Source organism: Streptomyces sp. NPDC091287, assembly GCF_044768525.1.
GTDB lineage: Bacteria > Actinomycetota > Actinomycetes > Streptomycetales > Streptomycetaceae > Streptomyces.
Window position 1 is genome coordinate 36,323 of the sequence record NZ_JBIVUV010000023.1, and the last position, 22,436, is coordinate 58,758.

Here is a 22,436-nt window from a genome sequence, read left to right on the forward strand (position 1 = left end):
CCGGTCAAGCACCCTTCCGGCCGTGACCCACCACCGGCCCGGAACCCGAACTCACGACACCACGCCCGCCAGGGCCGCCGCACCGTACCGCCGTCGACCCACCTCACCAGCCGGAACACATCATCGCCCGACACGGATCCGACAGAGCTCCGACATGGTCCGCACCGATCCGCAATGGACGGAAAGGGTTTCGGAAGAGTCGGAAAGGGTTCGCAAGGGTCCAGAAGGGTCCGGTAGAGGCCGACAGGGTTCGAAGCGCACCGACACGGTGCGCACGGACCGACGCACAGCACCAACCATCGACACCGCACGACTCGGGGGACTACCAGTGAAGGATCATCCGCTCCGGCATGCCGAACCATCGCCGCGACCACGGTCCGTCGCGGGAGCCCGGTCCCAGTAAGAGGACCGCCATCCACCGCATGCCGTGACCTCCCGGCAGCGGACCTTCACCGACACCGCAGGCGCCGTGAGGCCTCCGCGCGCCCTGCTGCCGTGCCAGCGATCTCCCCACTGCCGTGCCGTCCCCGTGCCCCTTCCGCCTGTGGAGTTGTGTTACATGCCTGCCACCTCGCCCAACGAAGAGAAGCTCCGCGACTACCTGAAGCGCGTCACGGCCGATCTCCGGCAGGCCCGGCAGCGTCTGAGCGCGGCAGAGTCCCGCAACCGCGAGCCCATCGCCATCGTGGGCATGGCCTGCCGCTTCCCCGGGGGCATCGGCTCCCCGGAGGACCTGTGGCGCATGGTCGCCGACGGGGCCGAGGGAATCTCCGCGCTCCCCACCGACCGCGGCTGGGACCTCGACGCACTCTTCGACGCCGACCCGCTCCGGGCCGGCACCAGCTACATCCGCGGGGGCGGATTCCTGCACGGCGCGGCCGAGTTCGACGCGGGGTTCTTCGGGATCTCCCCGCGCGAGGCCCTCGCGATGGACCCCCAGCAGCGGCTGCTGCTGGAGACCGCCTGGGAGACCGTGGAGCGCGCCGGCATCGTTCCCGCCGCACTGCGCGGGGAGAACGTCGGCGTGTTCGTCGGCGCGGTCCCGCAGGACTACGCCCCCCGCCACGGCGACCCGGCCGCCGAGGATGTGGAGGGATACCTGGCCGTCGGCAACACCACCAGCGTGATGTCCGGCCGGGTCGCGTACACCCTCGGCCTGCGCGGCCCGGCCGTGACCGTCGACACCGCGTGCTCGTCGTCGCTGGTCGCCCTGCACCTTGCCGTGCAGGCGCTCCGCCAGGGCGAGTGCACCATGGCCCTCGCCGGCGGCGTCACGGTGATGGCCGCCCCCAACTGGATCGTCGATCTCAGCCGTCAGCAGGGCCTGGCCCCCGACGGCCGCTGCAAGGCGTTCGCCGAAGGCGCCGACGGCTTCGGCCCCGCGGAGGGCGTCGGCCTCCTCCTGGTGGAACGCCTCTCCGACGCCCTGCGCAACGGGCACCGCGTGCTGGCGGTGGTGCGGGGTTCGGCCGTGAACCAGGACGGTGCCTCCAACGGCCTCACCGCCCCCAACGACGAGGCGCAGGAGGACGTCATCGGCCGCGCTCTCGCCAACGCCGGCGTCTCCGCCCGCGATGTGGATGCGGTGGAGGCGCACGGTACGGGGACCCGGTTGGGTGATCCGATCGAGGCGCAGGCGTTGTTGGCGACGTATGGGCAGGGGCGTGAGGGGGTTGATGCGCTGCTGTTGGGGTCGTTGAAGTCGAACATCGGTCATGCGCAGGCGGCTGCGGGTGTGGCTGGTGTGATCAAGATGGTGATGGCGATGCGGCATGGTGTGTTGCCGCGGACGTTGCATGTGGATGAGCCGTCCTCGCATGTTGATTGGTCCGCGGGGGACGTGTCGTTGTTGACGGAGTCCCGGGAGTGGCCGGAGACGGGTCGTCCGCGCCGCGCGGGCGTCTCCTCCTTCGGTATCAGTGGCACCAACGCCCACGTCATCCTCGAACAGGCCCCCCGGCCGGACGCGACGGACGCGACGGACGAGGCAGAGACCGGGGCCGCGCCCGGGACGATGCCGGAGTCGGCGTCGGGCACGGCCACCCCCGCCCCCGCAGTGCCCTGGACGCTCTCCGCCCGCACCGCCGAAGGCCTGCGCGAGCAGGCCGCCCGCCTGCTCGCCCACCTGGAGGAGCACGACGGCGCCCGCCCGGCCGACGTCGGCCACTCGCTCCTCGCCACACGATCGCTGTGGGACCACCGCGCCGTGGTCGTCGGCACCGACGACACCTCCCTCCGTACCGCCCTGGCAGCTGCGGCGGCGGGTGAGCCGGGTGTGGTGTCGGGTGTTGCGGGTGCGGTTGCGCGGCCGGTGTTCGTGTTTCCGGGGCAGGGGGCGCAGTGGTCGCGGATGGGGTTGGAACTGGCGGATGCCTTCCCGGTGTTCGATAAGTCGCTGCGTGAGTGTGCTGCGGCGCTTACCCCGTTCGTGGGGTGGGATCTGCGGGTGGAGTTGGCGGGTGATCTGGCCCGGGTTGATGTGGTGCAGCCTGCTTCGTGGGCGGTGATGGTGTCGCTGGCCCGGTTGTGGGAGTCGTTCGGTGTGGTGCCGGCTGCGGTGGTGGGTCATTCGCAGGGGGAGATCGCTGCTGCTGTGGTGGCGGGTGCGTTGTCGTTGGAGGACGGTGCCCGGATCGTTGCTGAGCGCAGCCGTGTGATTGGTGAGCGTCTCGCCGGTCGGGGTGGGATGGCGTCGGTGGCGCTGCCGGCCGAGACCGTACGAGAACGGCTTAAGCGGTTCGGTGACCGTCTGGCGGTCGCTGCGGTCAACGGGCCTTCCTCCACGGTGGTTTCGGGTGAGCCGTCCGCGTTGGACGAGCTGCTGGCAGGCTTGGAGGGTGAGGAGGTTCGGGTCCGGCGTATTGCGGTGGACTATGCCTCGCACTCCTCGCACGTGGAGTCGATCCGAGACGTACTCGTTGACGTTTTGGCCCCGATTACGCCGCGTTCGGCGGCGGTTCCGTTCTATTCCACGGTGACTGGTGGTCTGCTGGACACCGAGGTTCTGGATGCCGCTTACTGGGTGCGGAATCTGCGGCAGACGGTCGAGTTCGAGGCGACGACGAAGGCGCTGATAGCCGACGGGCTGTCGGCCTTCGTGGAGTGCAGCGCCCATCCCGTTCTCGCCGTGGGGGTGGAGGAGTCCGGTGCGTCCATCGTGGTCGGGTCCCTGCGCCGTGATGACGGGGGAGCTCAGCGGTTCGTCACGTCGCTTGCGCAGGCCTTCGTCCACGGACTGCCCGTCGACCTGGGACTGCTCGTCGCTGACGGACGCACCGTCGACCTGCCGACGTACGCCTTCCAGGGCACGCACTACTGGCTGCGCCCGACGGCCGGCCGCGCCGACTTCAACGCCGCCGGACTGGGCGCCGCGCACCACCCGCTGCTCGGTGCCGTCGTCAGGCTCGCCGACACCGACGGCGCCCTGCTGACCGGGCGCCTCTCGCTCGCCGACCACCCGTGGCTCACCGACCACACCGTCGACGGACACGTCATCCTGCCCGGCGCGGCCTACGTGGAACTCGCCGTACGCGCGGGCGACGAGGTCGGCTGCGGACGGATCGCCGAGCTCACGCTCCAGGCACCGCTGGCCTTGGTCGACGGCCGGCCCGTCGCCGTCCAGGTCGCCGTCGGCGCCGCCGAGGCGGACGGCAGCCGCCCCCTGACCGTGCACGCCCGGACGGACGACTCCGGCGACGCCTCGTGGACGTGCCACGCCACCGGCACCCTCGTTCCCGCCGACGCCGCCGAGCCTTCCTTCGACCTCGTCGCCTGGCCGCCGCCCGGTGCCTCCGGCGTCCCCCTCGACACCTTCTACGACGACGTCACCGCCGCAGGGTACGGATACGGCCCCGCCTTCCAAGGGCTGCGCGCCGTGTGGACCGCCGGAGACGACGTGTACGCGGAGGTCACATCGGTCGCAGCCGAGGAAGCCGAACGATTCCTGCTGCACCCGGCGGTCCTCGACGCGGCGCTCCACGCGATCCTCGTCCATACCGGCCACGCCGGGGACACCGCTGCCCTGCGGCTGCCGTTCTCGTGGAGCGGCGTCGAGGTGTACGCCACCGGCACGGCGGACCTGCGCGTCCAGCTCACCCGAACCGGCGACGACACCGTGAGCGTGCGCCTCACCGACACCGACGGGGCGCCCGTCGCCCGCATCGAGTCGCTCGCCCTGCGCGCGCCGGCCACCGACGCGCTCGGCACGACGGGCGCCGCCGATCTCCTGCACGTCGTGTGGGACCCGATCGTCGGCCTTCCGGCCCCGACCGGCGCGACCGACGTCACCTTCCTGGACGCCGGGGCCCCGGATCTCGACACCCTCGGTGCCCTCGACGGCCCGGCTCCCGCCGTCGTCGCCCTCGCCCTGCCCGACGACGCCACCGACGTGCGCGACCTCGTCGGATCGGTACTCGCACTGGTCCGCCGTTGGCTCTCCGACGACCGCTGGAGCACCTCGCGCCTCGCCTTCGTCACCCTCCGCGACTCCCTGGTGCACGCCGCCGTCCGGGGTTTCGTACGGTCCGCACAGACCGAGCACCCCGGCCGTTTCCAGCTCCTCGACATCGAGCGGGACGCCGAGCCGTCGCAGGATGCCGTGACCGCCGCCCTCGCCACCGCCGAGCCGCAGCTCGCCCTCGGCCCGAACGGCATCAGCACACCCCGCCTCGCCCCCGTACCCGCCGGCCCGGACACCATTGACACCCCCTTCGACGCCGAGGGCACCGTCCTCGTCACCGGCGGCACCGGCACCCTCGGCAGCCTCCTCGCCCGGCACCTCGTCACCGCACACGGCGTGCGCCACCTGCTGCTCCTCAGCCGCGGCGGCCCCGACGCCCCCGGCGCAGCCGAACTGTCCGCCGACCTCGCGGCCCACGGCGCCAGGGTGCGCATCGTCGCCTGCGACGCAGCCGACCGCGACGCCCTCGCCGCGGCCCTCGCCGACATCGATCCCGCGCACCCGCTGACCGCCGTCGTCCACACCGCCGGTGCGCTCGCCGACACCGTCGTCACCTCCCTCACCGACGGCCACGTCGACCAGGTGCTCCGCCCCAAGTCCGACGCCGCCCAGCACCTCCACGACCTCACCGCGCACCTCGGCCTCTCCGCCTTCGTGCTCTTCTCCTCCGCCGCCGGCGTCCTCGGCACCGCCGGCCAGGCCAACTACGCGGCTGCCAACGCCTACCTCGACGCACTCGCCGTCCGGCGCCGGCAGGAGGGGCTGCCCGCCGTCTCGCTGGCCTGGGGCTACTGGGAGCAGGCCAGCGGCCTCACCGGCCACCTGGACCGCGGCGACGTGCTGCGCCTCGCCAGGACCGGCGTGGCACCCATGACCACCGCCCAGGGCCTCGCCCTCTTCGACGCCGCCCTGCACACCCCGCACGCGGCGGTCGTCCCGCTCGTACTGGACCGGGCCGCCCTGCGCGATGCCGCCCGCAGCGAAACGCTGTCGCCGCTCCTGCGCGCGTACGCGCCCCGTCCTCGGCGCCGCACCACCGCCGCCGCCCGGGGGACCTCCGTCGTCAGCGACCTCGCGCGTCGCCTCCTCGGGCTGACGCCCGAGCAGCGGGAGCACACCCTGACGGAACTGGTGCGCGCCCAGGCCGGAGCGGTGCTCGGCCACGACTCGGCGGCCGCCGTCGACGCCGGGCAGCCATTCCGTGCCCTCGGCTTCGACTCACTCGCCGCCGTCGAACTGCGCAACCGCCTCAACACGGCGACCGGCCTCCGCCTGCCGGCCACCGCCGTCTTCGACCACCCGACACCGGACCGTCTCGCCGCCCACATCGGCACCCTGCTCGACGGCGGTTCGGAGCCGCGCACGGAGCCGAGTGCCCCGCGTGCCTCCGCCGTCGACGAGCCGATCGCGATCGTCGGCATGGCCTGCCGTCTTCCCGGCGGCGTGGGCTCCCCGGAGGAGCTGTGGCAACTCGTCGCCGACGGCGTCGACGCCGTGTCCCCGTTCCCCACCGACCGCGGCTGGGACATGGACGCCCTGCTCGGAGCCACCGACGGGACCGGCGGCACCTCGTACGTCCGCGAAGGCGGATTCCTGTACGACGCCGCTGACTTCGACGCGGGGTTCTTCGGGATCTCGCCGCGTGAGGCGCTGGCGATGGACCCGCAGCAGCGGCTGCTGCTGGAGACGTCCTGGGAGGCGCTGGAGCGGGCCGGGATCGACCCCACCTCGCTCAACGGCACCCGCACCGGTGTCTTCACCGGCGTCATGTACCACGACTACGCCAGCCGTCTCGACCGCGTGCCGGACGAGGTCGGCGGCTACCTCGCCACCGGCACCTCCGGCAGCGTCGCCTCGGGCCGGGTCGCGTACACCCTCGGTCTCGAAGGCCCGGCCGTGACCGTCGACACCGCGTGCTCGTCGTCGCTGGTCGCCCTGCACCTCGCGGCGCAGGCGCTCCGTCAGGGCGAGTGCACCATGGCCCTCGCCGGCGGCGTCACCGTCCTCTCCAGCCCCAGTGTCTTCTCCGAGTTCAGCCGACAGCAGGGCCTCGCCACCGACGGGCGCTGCAAGTCGTTCGCCGACGCCGCCGACGGCACCGGCTGGGCCGAGGGCGTCGGCGTCCTTCTGGTGGAGCGCCTCTCCGACGCCCGCCGTAACGGCCACCGGGTGCTGGCGGTGGTGCGGGGTTCGGCCGTGAACCAGGACGGTGCGTCCAACGGGCTCACCGCCCCCAACGGCCCCGCCCAGCAGCGCGTCATCCGCCAGGCCCTGGAGAGCGCCCGCCTGTCCCCGACCGATGTGGATGCGGTGGAGGCGCACGGTACGGGGACCCGGTTGGGTGATCCGATCGAGGCGCAGGCGTTGTTGGCGACGTATGGGCAGGGGCGTGAGGGGGGTGATGCGCTGCTGTTGGGGTCGTTGAAGTCGAACATCGGTCATGCGCAGGCGGCTGCGGGTGTGGCTGGTGTGATCAAGATGGTGATGGCGATGCGGCATGGTGTGTTGCCGCGGACGTTGCATGTGGATGAGCCGTCCTCGCATGTTGATTGGTCCGCGGGGGACGTGTCGTTGTTGACGGAGTCCCGGGAGTGGCCGGAGACGGGTCGTCCGCGCCGCGCGGGCGTCTCCTCCTTCGGCGTCAGTGGCACCAACGCCCACGTCATCCTCGAAGCCGTCGAGCACGCGGACGCCCCCGCGCAGTCCAAGCCCGCCGTTGGCGGGGGAGCGACCCCGTGGGTCCTGTCGGCCGCCTCCGACGACGCCCTGCGCGCCACCGCCGAGAGGCTGCGCGCCCACCTCCGCTCCGCGACCGACGCCGATCAGGACCTGCTCTCCGTCGCCGGCGCCCTGTTGCGTTCGCGGGCGCGGCTGGAGCATCGCGCGGTGGTCGTGGGCCATGACCGTGAGGAACTGCTCGCCGGCCTGTACGCGGTCGCGGCGGGTGAGCCGGGTGTCGTGTCGGGTGTTGCGGGTGCGGTTGCGCGGCCGGTGTTCGTGTTCCCGGGGCAGGGGGCGCAGTGGTCGCGGATGGGGTTGGAACTGGCGGATGCCTTCCCGGTGTTCGATAAGTCGCTGCGTGAGTGTGCTGCGGCGCTTGCCCCGTTCGTGGGGTGGGATCTGCGGGTGGAGTTGGCGGGTGATCTGGCCCGGGTTGATGTGGTGCAGCCTGCGTCGTGGGCGGTGATGGTTTCTCTGGCCCGGTTGTGGGAGTCGTTCGGTGTGGTGCCGGCTGCGGTGGTGGGTCATTCGCAGGGGGAGATCGCTGCGGCTGTGGTGGCGGGTGCGTTGTCGTTGGAGGACGGTGCCCGGATCGTTGCTGAGCGCAGCCGTGTGATCGGTGAGCGTCTCGCGGGCCGGGGCGGTATGGCGTCGGTGGCGCTGCCGGCCGAGACCGTACGAGAGCGGCTCCAGCGGTTCGGTGACCGTCTGGCGGTCGCCGCCGTCAACGGACCTTCTTCCACGGTCGTTTCGGGCGAGCCGTCCGCGCTCGACGAGCTGCTGGCAGGCTTGGAGGGTGAGGAGGTTCGGGTCCGGCGTATCGCGGTGGACTATGCCTCGCACTCCTCGCACGTCGAGTCGATCCGAGAGGAACTACTTGACGTTCTGGCCCCGATTACGCCGCGTTCGGCGACGGTTCCGTTCTATTCCACGGTGACCGGTGGTCTGCTGGACACCGAGGTTCTGGACGCCGCTTACTGGGTGCGGAATCTGCGGCAGACGGTCGAGTTCGAGGCGACGACGAAGGCGTTGATTGCCGACGGGCTGTCGGCCTTTGTGGAGTGCAGCGCCCATCCCGTCCTCGCTGTGGGGGTGGAGGATTCCGGCGCGTCCACCGTCGTCGGGTCCCTGCGCCGTGATGACGGGGGAGCTCAGCGGTTCGTCACGTCGCTTGCGCAGGCCTTCGTCCACGGACTGCCCGTTGATTTCGGTCCGTTGACGCATGGCTCCGAGGCGGTGGATCTGCCGACGTATCCGTTCCAGCGCAGTCGCTTCTGGCTGGAGTCGGGTGAGCTGCCGGCGTCGGTGGGTGTGTCGCGGGACGAGGTCGAGGACCGGTTCTGGGAGGCCGTCGAGCGCGAGGACCTGGAGTCGCTGGCGGTTTCGCTGGATCTTGATGGTGAGGATCTGCGGCCTCTGCTTCCGGCCCTGGCGTCCTGGCGGCGGGCCGGCCCCCAGGAGTCCGTGATCGACTCCTGGCGCTACAAGACCGCCTGGCGGCCCGTTTCCGGCACTTCCGTGCCCGTGCTGTCCGGAACCTGGATCGTCGTGGTGCCCGACTCCGTCGGCGGTGACGACACGACCGCCTCCCTCGTCCGCATGCTCGGTGGGCGGGGCGCCGACATCGTCACTCTGACCGTCACGGAGGACGACACGGACCGGACTCGGCTCGCCGCGCGCGTCCGGGAGGCGCTGACCGGGCGCCACGATCTGCGGGGCGTCCTGTCGCTGTGGGCGCTCGACGAGACGCCCACAGCGACGCAGCCGCTGGTGTCGGCGGGCCTCGCGGGCACCGTCTCCCTCGTGCAGGCACTGTGCGACCTCGACAGCGCCGCCCCGCTCTGGTGCCTCACCCGGGGTGCCGTCGCCACCGGCCCCTCCGAGACGCTGACCAGCGCCGTACAGGCGCAGGTGTGGGGCGTCGGACGGGTCGCGGCTCTCGAACAGTCCGGCGTCTGGGGCGGCCTGGTGGACCTCCCCGACATCGCCGACGAGCGCGCGCTGCGCAGGCTCTGCGGCATCCTCGCGGAGCCGGCCGGGGAGGACCAGCTCGCCGTCCGCGCTGCCGGAGTCCTCGCCCGGCGCATGGTGCGCGCCTCTCTCGGCCGCACAGCTCCGCCCCGCCGCTGGCGGCCCGACGGCACGGTGCTCATCACGGGCGGACTCGGTGCCCTCGGCGCCCACGTGGCACGGTGGCTCGCCCGCGAGGGCGCCCCGCATCTCGTCCTCACCAGCCGCCGCGGCGGCGACGCCCCAGGGGCCGAGGATCTGGCGCGGGAGCTCACCGCCCTCGGCGCACGGGTCACCGTCGCGGCCTGCGACATCGCCGACCGTGACGCCGTCGAAGCACTCGTCACCGGTCTCGCGGACCAGGGCGACCCCGTGCGCGCCGTCATGCACGCCGCCGTTCAGGCGGAACTCGCCCCGCTCGCCGACGCGACCCCCGACCACTTCGCCGCGCTCCTGGGAGCCAAGGTCGCCGGCGCCGAACATCTCGACTCACTGCTCGGCGAGGACGTGGACGCCTTCGTGCTCTTCTCGTCCATCGCCGGCTTCTGGGGCAGCGGCGACCACGCGGCCTACGCCGCGGCCAACGCCCACCTGGACGCTCTCGCCGAACGCCGCCGTGCCCGAGGCCTCGCTGCCACGTCGATCGCCTGGGGGATCTGGGACGCGTACAACGACTGGGACTCCCTGAGCGCCACCGAGCGTCGTACGATCACCGACCGTGCCGTACAGCAGGGCCTTCCGCTGCTCGACCCGGAGGCCGCGTGCACCGGACTGCGCCAGGCGCTCGACCACGACGAGACGTTCGTCGCGATCGCCGACATCGCCTGGGAGCCCTTCGCCACCCTCTTCACCTCGGTCCGTCCGAGCGCCCTGATACGGGAGATCCCCGAGGCGACCGCGTCGGATGCCGCCGCACCTGGTGGCGCCACCGGACACGACGCCGCGACGCTGCTCCGCAGGCTCGAAGGGCTGCCCCGCGAGGAGCGGGAACGTGAACTCGTCGACCTGGTGCGCTCCCAGGCCGCAGCCGTCCTGGGCCACGCCACGACCGACCAGGTGGGTCTGGACCGGGCCTTCCGTGACCTCGGCTTCGACTCGCTCACCGCCGTCGACCTCCGTAACCGCCTCAAGGCCGCCACCGGGGAGCGGCTGCCCGCGACCGTCGTCTTCGACCACCCGACCCCCGCCGAGCTGGCCGCCCACCTCCACGACCGCTGCTTCCCGGAAGCCGTCGGCTGGCCGGAGGTGGCCGCCCCGGCCGTGACGGCCGTCGCCGCGCTCCACGACGAACCGGTCGCGATCGTCGGCATGGCGTGCAGGCTGCCCGGCGGCGTCACCACCCCGGAGGAGCTGTGGCAGCTCCTCCGGGACGGCGGGGACGCGATCACCGGCTTCCCGGAGAACCGCGGTTGGGACCTGGACGGTCTCTACGACCCCGATCCCGCCACCCCCGGAAAGACCTACGCCCGCGACGGCGGATTCCTCCACGACGCCGCCGATTTCGACGCGGGGTTCTTCGGGATCTCGCCGCGCGAGGCGCTGGCGATGGACCCGCAGCAGCGGCTGCTGCTGGAGACATCCTGGGAAGCGATCGAGCACGCAGGCATCGACCCCACGATCCTCAAGGGCACCCGCACCGGCACCTTCATCGGCGCCAACCCGTCGGACTACCGGGCGGCCATGGGACAGGCGCCGGTGGGCTACGAGGGCCACCTCGTCACCGGAGGCCACAACAGCGTCGTCTCCGGCCGGATCGCCTACACCTTCGGTCTCGAAGGCCCGGCCGTCACCGTCGACACCGCGTGCTCGTCCTCGCTGACCGCGCTGCACCTCGCCGCGCAGGCAGTGAAGCAGGGCGAGTGCGACATGGCCCTCGCCGGCGGGGTGGCCATCATGTCCACCCCCGAGGGCTTCATCGGCTTCAGCCGCCAGCGGGGCCTGTCGCACGACGGCCGCTGCCGCACCTTTTCCAGCGACGCCGAGGGCATCGGCCTCTCCGAGGGCGTCGGAGTGATCCTCCTGGAGCGCCTGTCGGACGCCCGCCGCAACGGGCACCCGGTACTCGCCGTCATCCGTGGCTCCGCCACCAACCAGGACGGTGCGTCCAACGGCCTGAGCGCCCCCAACGGCCCCTCGCAGCAGCGGGTCATCCGCCAGGCCCTCGCCAATGCCGGCCTGACCACCGGTGACGTGGACGCCGTCGAAGCGCACGGCACCGGTACCACGCTGGGTGACCCGATCGAGGCGCAGGCGTTGCTGGCCACCTACGGCCAGGGCCGCGCGGGCGGGGACCCGCTGTACCTGGGGTCGCTGAAGTCCAACATCGGCCACCCGCAGGCTGCCGCAGGTATCGCGGGCGTGGTCAAGACCGTGCTCGCCCTCCAGCACGGCGTCCTGCCGCGGACGTTGCATGTGGAGGAGCCGTCGCCGGAGGTGGATTGGGCGTCGGGTGCGGTGGAGTTGTTGGTGAGTGAGCGTGGGTGGCCGGAGACGGGTCGTCCGCGTCGGGCGGCGGTGTCCGGGTTCGGTATCAGTGGGACGAATGCGCATGTGGTGTTGGAGCAGGCGCCTGTGTCGTCGGATCTGTCGGAGCCCGGCTCCGAGGTGGAGCCACCTGAGGCCGGTGGTGCTGTGGTGCCGTGGGTGGTGTCGGCGCGGTCCGAGGCGGCGTTGGTGAGCCAACTGCGGCGCTTGGCGGATCACTTGGCTGACCGGCCTGGTGTGGGTGTGGTGGATGTGGGTGCGTCGTTGTTGGGGCGTGCGGATCTGGATCATCGGGTGGTGTTCGCGGGGCGTGATCGGGAGGCCTTGCTGTCCGCTGCGGTGGCAGGTCCGGGCACGGATGCCGGTGTGGCGGTGAAGGACGGCCGGGTGGGGTTCCTGTTCGCTGGTCAGGGGTCTCAGCGGGTTGGTATGGGGCGGGAGTTGGCTGCTGCTTTTCCGGTGTTCGACGGGGTGTGGCAGGAAGTGTGGTCGTTGTTGGGGTTGTCGCCGGATGAGGTGGTGGTGGAGCGGACGGGGTGGGCGCAGCCTGCGTTGTTTGCTTTTGAGGTGGCGTTGTTCCGGTTGGTGGAGTCGTGGGGTGTGCGGCCGGAGGTGGTGGTTGGTCATTCGGTGGGGGAGATCGCTGCGGCTCATGTGGCGGGGGTGTTGTCGCTGGGTGATGCGGTGCGGTTGGTGGAGGCGCGTGGCCGGTTGATGCAGGGGTTGCCGGAGGGCGGGTCGATGGTTGCCGTCGCAGCTCCGGAGGCCGAGGTGCTGGGGGCGATCGCGGCTCATCCGGGTGGGGGTGCGGTGTCGGTGGCGGCGGTGAACGGTCCGTCGTCGGTGGTGGTGTCGGGTGCGCGGGATGTGGTGGAGGCGGTTGTTGCCGGGTTTGTCGGGCGGGGTGTTCGGGTGCGGCGGTTGGGGGTGTCGCATGCGTTTCATTCGCCGTTGATGGAGCCGATGCTGGGTGAGTTCCGGCAGGTTTTGGACACGCTTGATTTCCACGCTCCGTTGGTTGGTTTTGTGTCGACGGTTGGGGGTGGTGGTGATGTCGGGTCGGTGGAGTACTGGGTGCGGCATGCCCGTGCTGAGGTGCGGTTCGCTGATGCGGTGGGGGAGTTGGAGGGTCGTGGGCTGACGGCTCTGGTCGAGATCGGTCCGGACGCGACGCTGACGGGGATGGCGGGTCAGGCGCTTGCTGATCCGGGTGCGTTGGTGTTGGTGGCGTTGTGCCGTAAGGATCGTGACGAGGCCGTGTCGGTGGTCGAGGGGATCGGCAGGGTGTGGGCGTGTGGGGTTCCGGTGGACTGGGCGCCGCTGTGTGTGGGTGGCCGGCGGGTTGATCTGCCGACGTATGCCTTCCAGCGCAGCCACTACTGGCTTCCCAAGGCCCATGTGTCGGGCGATGCGGAAGGCCTCGGGCTCTCCAACACCGGACACCCCCTCCTCACCGCCGCCCTCCCCATGGCCGAGGGGGGGAGTGTGGTCCTGTCCGGGCGGGTCGGGCGTGGTGCGCAGTCCTGGGTGGCCGATCACCAGGTCGGTGGTGTGGTCCTCTTGCCGGGCACCGCGTTCGTGGAGCTTGCGGTGCGTGCCGGGGACGAGGTCGGGTGCGGTCGTGTCGAGGAGCTGACGCTCCAGGCCCCGCTGATCCTTCCCGAGCGGGGCGGTGTGCGTCTCCAGGTCGTGGTTGAAGGTCCGGATGCCACGGGCGGCCGACCCGTCGCCGTGCACTCACGGCCCGACGACGGCGACACCTGGACCCTCCACGCCACCGGACTGCTGACCGAGCCCGGCGAGGTGCCCGCCGACGACGCGGAGACCTGGCCGCCGGCCGACGCGGAACGCATCGAACTGACCGGGTTCTACGAGAGCCTGGCCGATCGTGGCTACCACTACGGGAACGCCTTCCGGGGCCTGACGTCCGCGTGGCGCCATGGCTCGGACCTCCTTGCCGAGGTGGCTCTGCCCGAGGACAACGACGCCGCTTCCTACGGCATCCACCCCGCTCTGCTGGACGCCGCACTGCACCCCGCGCTCCTCGATGCGGCGGGCCCCGACGACGAGAACGTCCGACTGCCGTTCTCGTTCAACGGAGTGGAGCTGCACGCCTCCGGCGCGGCAGCGGCACGGGTACGCATCGCCTGGGCCGGAGCCGATACCGTCGCGCTCACGCTGCTCGACGCGGCGGGACACACCGTGGCCGTGGTCGACGGCCTCGTCTCGCGCCCCGTGAAGGGCGAGCTCGGTGCGGCGGCCGGCGGCAACACCCTGTTCCACCTGGACTGGAAGCAGACCGCCGACGCCACGACCGCCGTCCCCGCGGGCGGCGGCGGACGGTGGGCTGTTCTCCAGCACACGGACGCCGACGTACTGTCCGCCCTCAAGGGCGCGGCGGAGACCGTCGACATGTGTGCCGACCTGGACGAGCTGATCGCGCTCATGGACGCGGGCACCGCCGTCCCCGACACCGTGGTGCTGGCCACGGCTTCCATCACCGCAGAAGTCGATGACCGCCTGGCCGGAGCGGTGCGCCGCCGCACTGCCGAGGCACTGGCCACCGCACAGCGATGGCTCGCCGACGAGCGTTTCGCGGGATCCCGGCTCGTCTGCGTCACGCGCGGTGCCGTATCGGTCGCAGGCGACGCCGTCACCGACCTGCCGGGCGCCGCCCTGTGGGGTCTGATGCGCTCCGCGCAGGCCGAGCACCCCGGCAGGTTCGCCCTCGTCGACATCGACGACTCCGTCGCCTCGTGGGACGTACTCGCCGAGGCAGCCGCCTCCAGCCACGGACAAGTCGCGCTCCGGGCAGGTACGCGGCTCACGCCGGTGCTCGCCGCCGCAGGAGCCGCACCCGAGGACACCCCGGACGTCCGTCTGGACGCCGGCACCGTGCTCGTCACCGGAGGCACCGGCACCCTCGGCGGACTCGTGGCCCGTCACCTGGTCACCCGGCACGGCGTGCGCCGACTGCTGCTGACCAGCCGGCGCGGACGGGACGCGGACGGCGCGGCCGAGCTCGTCGCCGATCTCACCGCCGCCGGGGCGACGCACGTCACGGTCGCCGCGTGCGACACCGCCGACCCTGCCGCCCTCGCCGACGTGCTCGCCGGTTTCGGCGGCGACAACCCGCTGAGCGGTGTGGTCCACGCCGCGGGCGTGACGGACGACGGCACCGTCGGCGGCCTCACCCCCGAACAGCTCGAACGGGTCCTGCGGCCCAAGGTCGACGCCGCGGTCAACCTGCACCGGCTGACGCAGCACATGGACCTCGCCGCCTTTGTCCTCTTCTCCTCGTTCAGCGGTGTGCTGGGCAGCGCGGGACAGGCCAACTACGCCTCCGCCAACGCCTTCCTCGACGCCCTCGCCCAGCACCGCAGGGCCCTCGGGCTCCCCGGTGTGTCCCTGGCCTGGGGCCTGTGGGAGCAGAGCAGCGGTATCACCGCCCGCCTGGACCGCGGGGACCTGGCGCGCGGCAGCCGGGCGGGCGTCCGCGCCCTGACCACCGAGCAGGCACTCGCCCTGTTCGACCGGGGGCTCACAGCGGACCGGGCGCTGCTCGTCCCGGTGGCGCTCGACCAGCGGGCGCTGGCCGCCCGCGCGGTCACCGAACCCGTGCCCCAGCTCTTCCGCGACCTGGTCCGGGTGCCCGCCCGCCGCGTCGCGGCGGCACACCCCGGCACCGGCGGCCAGGACGGGCCGTCGCTCGCCGAGCGCCTCGCCGCTGTACCGGCCGAGAAGCGTGACGCGCTGCTGCTGGACGTCGTCCGGGGCCACGCCGCGACGGTGCTCGGGCACGGGAGCCCCGGCACCGTGGGTGCGGAGACCGGCTTCCTCGACCAGGGCTTCGACTCCCTCACGGCCGTCGAACTGCGCAACCGGCTCGCCCTCGAATCCGGACTGCGCCTGCCCGCCACCGTCATCTTCGACTACCCGACGCCGACGGCTCTCGCCCGCTACCTCGGCGCGGAGCTCTCCGCGGCCGACGGAGCGGACACCCGGGCAGCCGAGGAGGGCCGCGTTCGCCAGGCGCTCTCCGCCATCCCCCTCAACCGGCTCCGGGAGGCCGGCGTGCTCGACACGCTGGTTCGCCTCGCCGGACTGGGAACCGTGGACGCCGGCATCGGGGCACCCGCCGCCGACGGGGACTCCGGGGGCACGGCAGAGGGCGACGGAACCGCCGGGATCGACGACATGGACCTCGACGACCTCCTCCGCCTCGCCGAGAACGACCAGTGAACCCCGACCGCGCCGAAGCCAAGGAACGAGCCATGACTCCATCCCAGGACAACGCCGCCGACCGGTCGGACCAGGACAAGGTCGTCGGAGCCCTCCGGAACACGCTGAAGGAGGCCGAGCGGCTGCGACGGGAGAACGCCCGGCTGACGGCCGCCGCCGCCGAGCCCGTCGCGATCGTCGGCATGGCCTGCCGCTTCCCCGGTGGCGTCGGCTCCCCGGAAGAGCTGTGGGATCTGGTCGCCGAGGGCCGCGACGCGGTGTCCGGCTTCCCTGCCGACCGCGGCTGGAACCTCGACACGTTGTACGACCCGGACCCGGACGCCCCGGGGAAGTCGTACGTGCGTGAGGGCGGGTTCCTGTACGACGCGGCGGAGTTCGATGCGGGGTTCTTCGGGATCTCGCCGCGTGAGGCGTTGGCGATGGATCCGCAGCAGCGGCTGCTGCTGGAGACGTCCTGGGAAGCGATCGAGCGGGCCGGGATCGACCCCACATCCCTCAAGGGCACCCGCACCGGCGTCTACGCGGGGATCATGTACCACGACTACGGCGCCCCGATGGACCAAGTGCCCCAGGACGTGGAGGCGTTCATCGGCACAGGCAACGCGGGCAGTGTTCTGTCCGGCCGGATCGCCTACAGCTTCGGCCTCGAAGGTCCCGCCGTCACCCTCGACACCGCGTGCTCGTCGTCGCTGACCGCTCTGCACCTTGCGGTGACCGCCCTGCGACAGGGCGAGTGCACGATGGCCCTCGCCGCTGGGGTGACCGTGCTCGCCACACCCGACGTGTTCATCGGTTTCAGCCGGCAGCGCGGCCTGTCGCCGGACGGGCGGTGCAAGGCGTTCGCGGCTTCCGCCGACGGCACCGGCTGGGCGGAGGGTGCGGGCGTCCTGCTCGTCGAGCGTCTCTCGGACGCCGTCCGCAACGGCCACCCGGTGCTGGCCGTCGTCCGCGGCACCGCCGTCAACCAGGACGGTGCCAGCAGCGGTCTCACCGCCCCCAACGGCCCCGCCCAGCAGCGCGTCATCCGCCAGGCCCTGGCCGCCGCCCGGCTCTCCGCCTCCGAGGTCGACGCGGTGGAGGCGCACGGGACCGGTACCACGCTGGGTGACCCGATCGAGGCGCAGGCGTTGCTGGCCACGTACGGCCAGGACCGTACGGACGGGGACCCGCTGTACCTGGGTTCACTGAAGTCGAACATCGGCCATGCCCAGGCAGCCGCCGGCATGGGCGGCGTCATGAAGATGGTCATGGCGATGCGCCACGGGGCGCTGCCCAAGTCCCTCCACCTGGATGACCCGACGCCCAAGGTCGACTGGAACAGCGGAGACATCGCCCTGCTCACCGAGCGCCGCGGCTGGCCGGAGACGGGCCGTCCGCGCCGGGCGGCGGTGTCCTCCTTCGGTGCCAGCGGGACGAATGCGCATGTGGTGTTGGAGCAGGCGCCTGTGTCGTCGGATCTGTCGGAGCCCGTCTCCGAGGTGGGGCCGGCTGTGTCGGGTGGTGCTGTGGTGCCGTGGGTGGTGTCGGCGCGGTCCGAGGCCGCGTTGGCGGGTCAGGTGGAGCGGTTGGCGGCCTTTGTGGGTGCGCGGCCTGGTGTGGGTGTGGTGGATGTGGGTGCGTCGTTGTTGGGGCGTGCGGATCTGGATCATCGGGTGGTGTTCGCGGGGCGTGATCTGGATGGGTTGAGGGCGGCCCTGTCGTCCGGTGTTGGTGGTGTGGCCGGCGTGGCCGGTGTGGGTGACGGCCGGGTGGGGTTCCTGTTCGCTGGTCAGGGGTCTCAGCGGGTTGGTATGGGGCGGGAGTTGGCTGCTGCTTTCCCGGTGTTCGGTGGGGTGTGGCGGGAGATCTGGTCGTTGTTGGGGTTGTCGCCGGATGAGGTGGTGGTGGAGCGGACGGGGTGGGCGCAGCCTGCGTTGTTCGCTTTTGAGGTGGCGTTGTTCCGGTTGGTGGAGTCGTGGGGTGTGCGGCCGGAGGTGGTGGCGGGTCATTCAGTGGGGGAGATCGCTGCGGCTCACGTTGCCGGGGTCTTGTCACTGGGTGATGCGGTGCGGCTGGTCGAGGCGCGTGGCCGGTTGATGCAGGCATTGCCGGAGGGCGGGTCGATGGTCGCCGTCGCAGCCCCGGAATCGGAAGCGCTGGAGGCGATCGCGGCTCATCCGCGTGGGGATGCGGTGTCGGTCGCGGCGGTGAACGGTCCGTCGTCCGTCGTGGTGTCGGGCGCGCAGGACGTGGTGGAAGAGGTTGTCGCCGGGTTCGTCGCGCGGGGTGTTCGGGTACGGCGGTTGGGGGTGTCGCATGCGTTTCACTCGCCGTTGATGGAGCCGATGCTGGGCGAGTTCCGGCAGGTTTTGGACACGCTTGATTTCCACGCTCCGTTGGTTGGTTTTGTGTCGACGGTTGGGGGTGGTGGTGATGTCGGGTCGGTGGAGTACTGGGTGCGGCATGCCCGTGCTGAGGTGCGGTTCGCTGATGCGGTGGGGGAGTTGGAGGGTCGTGGGCTGACGGCTCTGGTCGAGATCGGTCCGGACGCGACGCTGACGGGGATGGCGGGTCAGGCGCTCACCGATTCCGACGCGTTGGTGTTGGTGGCGTTGTGCCGTAAGGATCGTGACGAGGCCGTGTCGGTGGTCGAGGGGATCGGCAGGGCGTGGGCGTGTGGGGTTCCGGTGGACTGGGCGCCGTTGTGTGTGGGTGGCCGGCGGGTTGATCTGCCGACGTATGCCTTCCAGCGCAGCCACTACTGGCTTCCCAAGGCCCATGTGTCGGGCGATGCGGAAGGCCTCGGGCTCTCCAACACCGGACACCCCCTCCTCACCGCCGCCCTCCCCATGGCCGACGGAAGAGGGCTCGTGCTCACCGGACTCCTGTCCCGTGCCTCCCATGCCTGGGTGGCCGATCACCAGGTCGGTGGTGTGGTGCTCCTGCCGGGCACCGCGTTCGTGGAGCTTGCGGTGCGTGCCGGGGACGAGGTCGGGTGCGGTCGTGTGGAGGAGCTGACGCTCCAGGCCCCGCTGATCCTCCCCGAAGAAGGCCCTGTGCGCATCCAGGTCGTCGTCGGTGACGACGACGAGACCGACGGGCGCCCGGTCTCGGTCTTCTCGCTCGCGGAAGACGCCGACGACGGCGACTGGAACCTCCACGCCACCGGCAGGCTCGCCCCGACCCGCTCCACGGCGGAACAGGACCTTGCTGCTTGGCCGCCCGCCGATGCCGAGCCCGTCGAGCTGGCCGACTTCTACGCCGCGCTGGCGCAGGAAGGACCCGGTTACGGGCCGGTCTTCCGGGGCCTGCGGGCCGCCTGGCGGAGCGCCGGTGAGGTCTTCGCGGAGGTGGCCCTGCCCGACGGGGTGGAGGCCGCTGGTTTTGGTGTGCACCCGGCACTGCTGGACGCCGCCCTGCACCCCATCGGCCTCGGCGGACTCGTCGACGCTCAAGGCGGGGCGATGCTGCCGTTCTCGTTCGACGGGGTGGAGATCCACGCCACCGGTGCGACGCTCCTGCGCGTGCGGCTCTCCCCGGTCGGCGGGAACGCCGTGTCGTTGCTGATGACCGACGCCTCGGGCCGGCCGGTCGCGTCCGTCGACATGCTCGCCCTGCGGCCCGTCTCGGCGGAGGCGCTACGCGCGGCGTCGGTGGGCCAGGACTCGCTGTACCGCGTCGACTGGGTGCCCGCTGTCCGCACCGGCGGTGGCCAGGCGCCGCAGACCGTCGCCGAGTTGGTCCCCGGCGCGTCCGGCGCGCCCGACGCGTACGCCATAGACGTAACCGACGTACCCGATACAACTCACGTAACCGACGTACCCGATGCAACTCACGCAACTGATGGGCTCCAACCTCCGGAGCTGGTGATCGCCCGGGTACCCCGGGACCTCGGCGTCCGTGAGGCCGTGGACCGGACCATCGCCCTGGCCCGTCTGCGGCTGCGCGACGAGAACCTCGGGGCCGACGCGCCCCTGCTCGTCGTCACGCACGGCGACGACGCGGCCCACGCGGCCGTGCGTGGCCTCGTCAGGAGCGCTCAGGCCGAACACCCGGGACGGTTCCTGCTGCTCGACACCGACGACGACACCCTCCCGGCCCACGAGCTCGCCGCCCTGGTCGCACCCGGCGAGGACCACATCCGGCTGCGCGGCGGCGAGGTGCGGGTGCCGCGACTGGCCCGGGCCGGCGGCTCCGACACGCTGCGGCCCCCGGCCGACGGGCCGTGGCGGCTGGAGACCGCGAAGGCCGGATCGCTCGACGCCCTCCGTCTCGCTCCCGCCCCCGAGGCGGACGCGCCGCTGGAGCCCGGACAGGTCCGGATCGCCGTACGGGCCTCCGGCGTCAACTTCCGCGACGTGCTGATCGCGCTCGGCATGTACCCGGGTGAGTCCGCGCCCTGGCTCGGCGACGAGGCCGCCGGCGTCGTCCTGGAGACCGGGCCCGGCGTCACGCATCTCGCGCCGGGCGACCGTGTCCTGGGCATCGTCCCGCGCGCCTTCGCCACCCGGACCGTCGCCGACGCGCGCATGGTCGTCCGCGTGCCCGATGCCTGGTCGTACGAGACCGCGGCCTCCGTACCCCTCGTCTTCCTGACGGCGTGGATGGGGTTGGTGGATCTTGCGGGTGTGCGGGCGGGTGATGCGGTGCTGGTGCATGCGGGTGCTGGTGGGGTGGGGATGGCGGCGGTGCAGGTGGCGCGTCATCTGGGTGCGGAGGTGTTCGCGACGGCGAGTCCGGGGAAGTGGGGTGCGCTGCGGGAGCTGGGTCTGGACGAGGCGCGCATCGCGTCGTCCAGGTCGCTGGAGTTCCGCGAGCGGTTCCTCACCGCGACCGGCGGCCGGGGCATGGACGTCATCCTCAACGCCCTGTCGGGTGAGTTCGTTGACGCCTCGCTCGATCTGCTGCCCCGGGGCGGCAGGTTCATCGAGATGGGCCGTACCGACATCCGTGACCCCGAGACAATCGCCGCTGACCACAGGGGCGTTGTCTACCGGGCGTTCGATCTGATCGAGGCGGGTGCGGAGCGGATCGGTGGGTGGCTGGCCGAGGTGGTGGGTCTGCTGGAGGGGGGTGTGCTGGAGCCGTTGCCGGTGGCGTCGTGGGATGTGCGTCGTGCGCGGGAGGCGTTCCGTCATGTGAGTCAGGCTCGGCATGTGGGCAAGGTGGTGCTGACGGTGCCCCGGGTGCTGGATGTCGGGGGCACGGTGCTGGTGACGGGTGGTACGGGCACGCTGGGCGGTTTGGTGGCCCGGCATTTGGTGTCCGTGCACGGTGTGCGTCATCTGGTGCTTGCTTCGCGTCGGGGTGGTGCGGCCGAGGGTGTGGCCGAGCTGGTCGTGGAGCTGGAGAAGAGTGGTGCGGTGGTGACGGTGGCGGCGTGCGATGCCGCTGACCGGGACCAGCTCGCGGCGACCCTCGCGGCGATCCCCGCCGAGCACCCCCTCACCGCCGTGATCCACGTCGCCGGTGTGTCCGACGACGGGGCACTCGACACCCTGACCGCCGAGCAGGTCGAGCGGGTACTGCGGCCCAAGGTCGACGCCGCCGTCAACCTCGACGAGCTCACCGCCGGAGCAGACCTGGCCGCCTTCGTCCTCTACTCCTCCGCCTCCGGTGTCGTCGGCACGCCGGGCCAGGGCAACTACGCGGCCGCCAACGCCTTCCTCGACGGGCTCGCCGAACGCCGGCGCGCCCGGGGCCTGCCGGGGCAGTCCCTGGCCTGGGGACTCTGGGAAGAGGAGAGCACGCTCACCGCACACCTGGGGGACAGCGACCGCGCCCGCATGGAGCGCACCGGGGTCCGCGCGCTCACCTCGGAGGAAGGCCTCGGCCTCTTCGACGCGGCGCTCGCCACCGACGAGGCCCTCCTCGTACCGCTCCACCTCGACCTCGGCACCCTGCGGACCCGCGCCGCCTCCGACGGCGAACTGCCGCCCCTCTTCCGCGGACTGGTCCGCGCCGCCGGCCGGCGTACGGTCGCGGGAGAGGCGGACACCTCGGGCGCCGACGCACTGCGCCGCCGCCTCGACGCGGCCGGCGAGCCCGAGCGCCGACGGCTGATCGTCGAACTCGTCCGGCAGCAGGCCGCCGCGGTTCTGGCGCTGCCGGAGGCCGCCCAGGTCGAGATCGAACGCCCCTTCCGGGAAGCGGGCTTCGACTCGCTGACCGGCGTCGAACTGCGCAACAAGCTGGGTGCGGCAACGGGCGTACGACTGTCGCCCACGGCCGTGTTCGACCACCCCACACCGGCGGCGCTCACCGAACACCTGCTGGAAGGCCTGGCCCCCGACGGGGGAGCGCAGGCCGTGCCCCGCCTCCTGACGGAGCTGAACCGGCTGGAGCAGACCCTCAAGTCCCTCGACGTGGACGCCACCGCCCACACCGAGGTCACCCTGCGGCTGCGCACCTTGCTCTCCCAGTGGGACACCAAGGCGGCTCCGGCCGCCGACGACTCCGCCGAGGATCTGCGCTCGGCCACCGACGAGGAGCTGTTCGGCTTCCTCGACGACGAACTCGAAACCCCGTGACGCGGTCCAGG

General features: G+C 72.0%; 2 protein-coding genes. Both read left to right on the plus strand.

Features of this window, described 5'->3' with window-relative positions:
* The first annotated feature begins 559 nt into the window (after nucleotides 1–559).
* Nucleotides 560–15,916, plus strand: coding sequence for a type I polyketide synthase (locus ACIQRW_RS32525; protein ID WP_403767258.1), 15,357 nt, complete (start codon nucleotides 560–562; stop codon nucleotides 15,914–15,916).
* Nucleotides 15,913–22,425, plus strand: a complete 6,513-nt coding sequence (locus ACIQRW_RS32530; protein WP_403767261.1) for an SDR family NAD(P)-dependent oxidoreductase — start codon at nucleotides 15,913–15,915, stop codon at nucleotides 22,423–22,425. Before ACIQRW_RS32525 ends, ACIQRW_RS32530 begins: the two co-directional genes overlap by 4 nt.
* The last annotated feature ends 11 nt before the right edge of the window (nucleotides 22,426–22,436 follow it).

Bases quoted from the DNA above. Each gene is read 5' to 3' on its own strand.
- ACIQRW_RS32525 (WP_403767258.1), top strand. From the start codon at position 560: ATGCCTGCCACCTCGCCCAACGAAGAGAAGCTCCGCGACTACCTGAAG.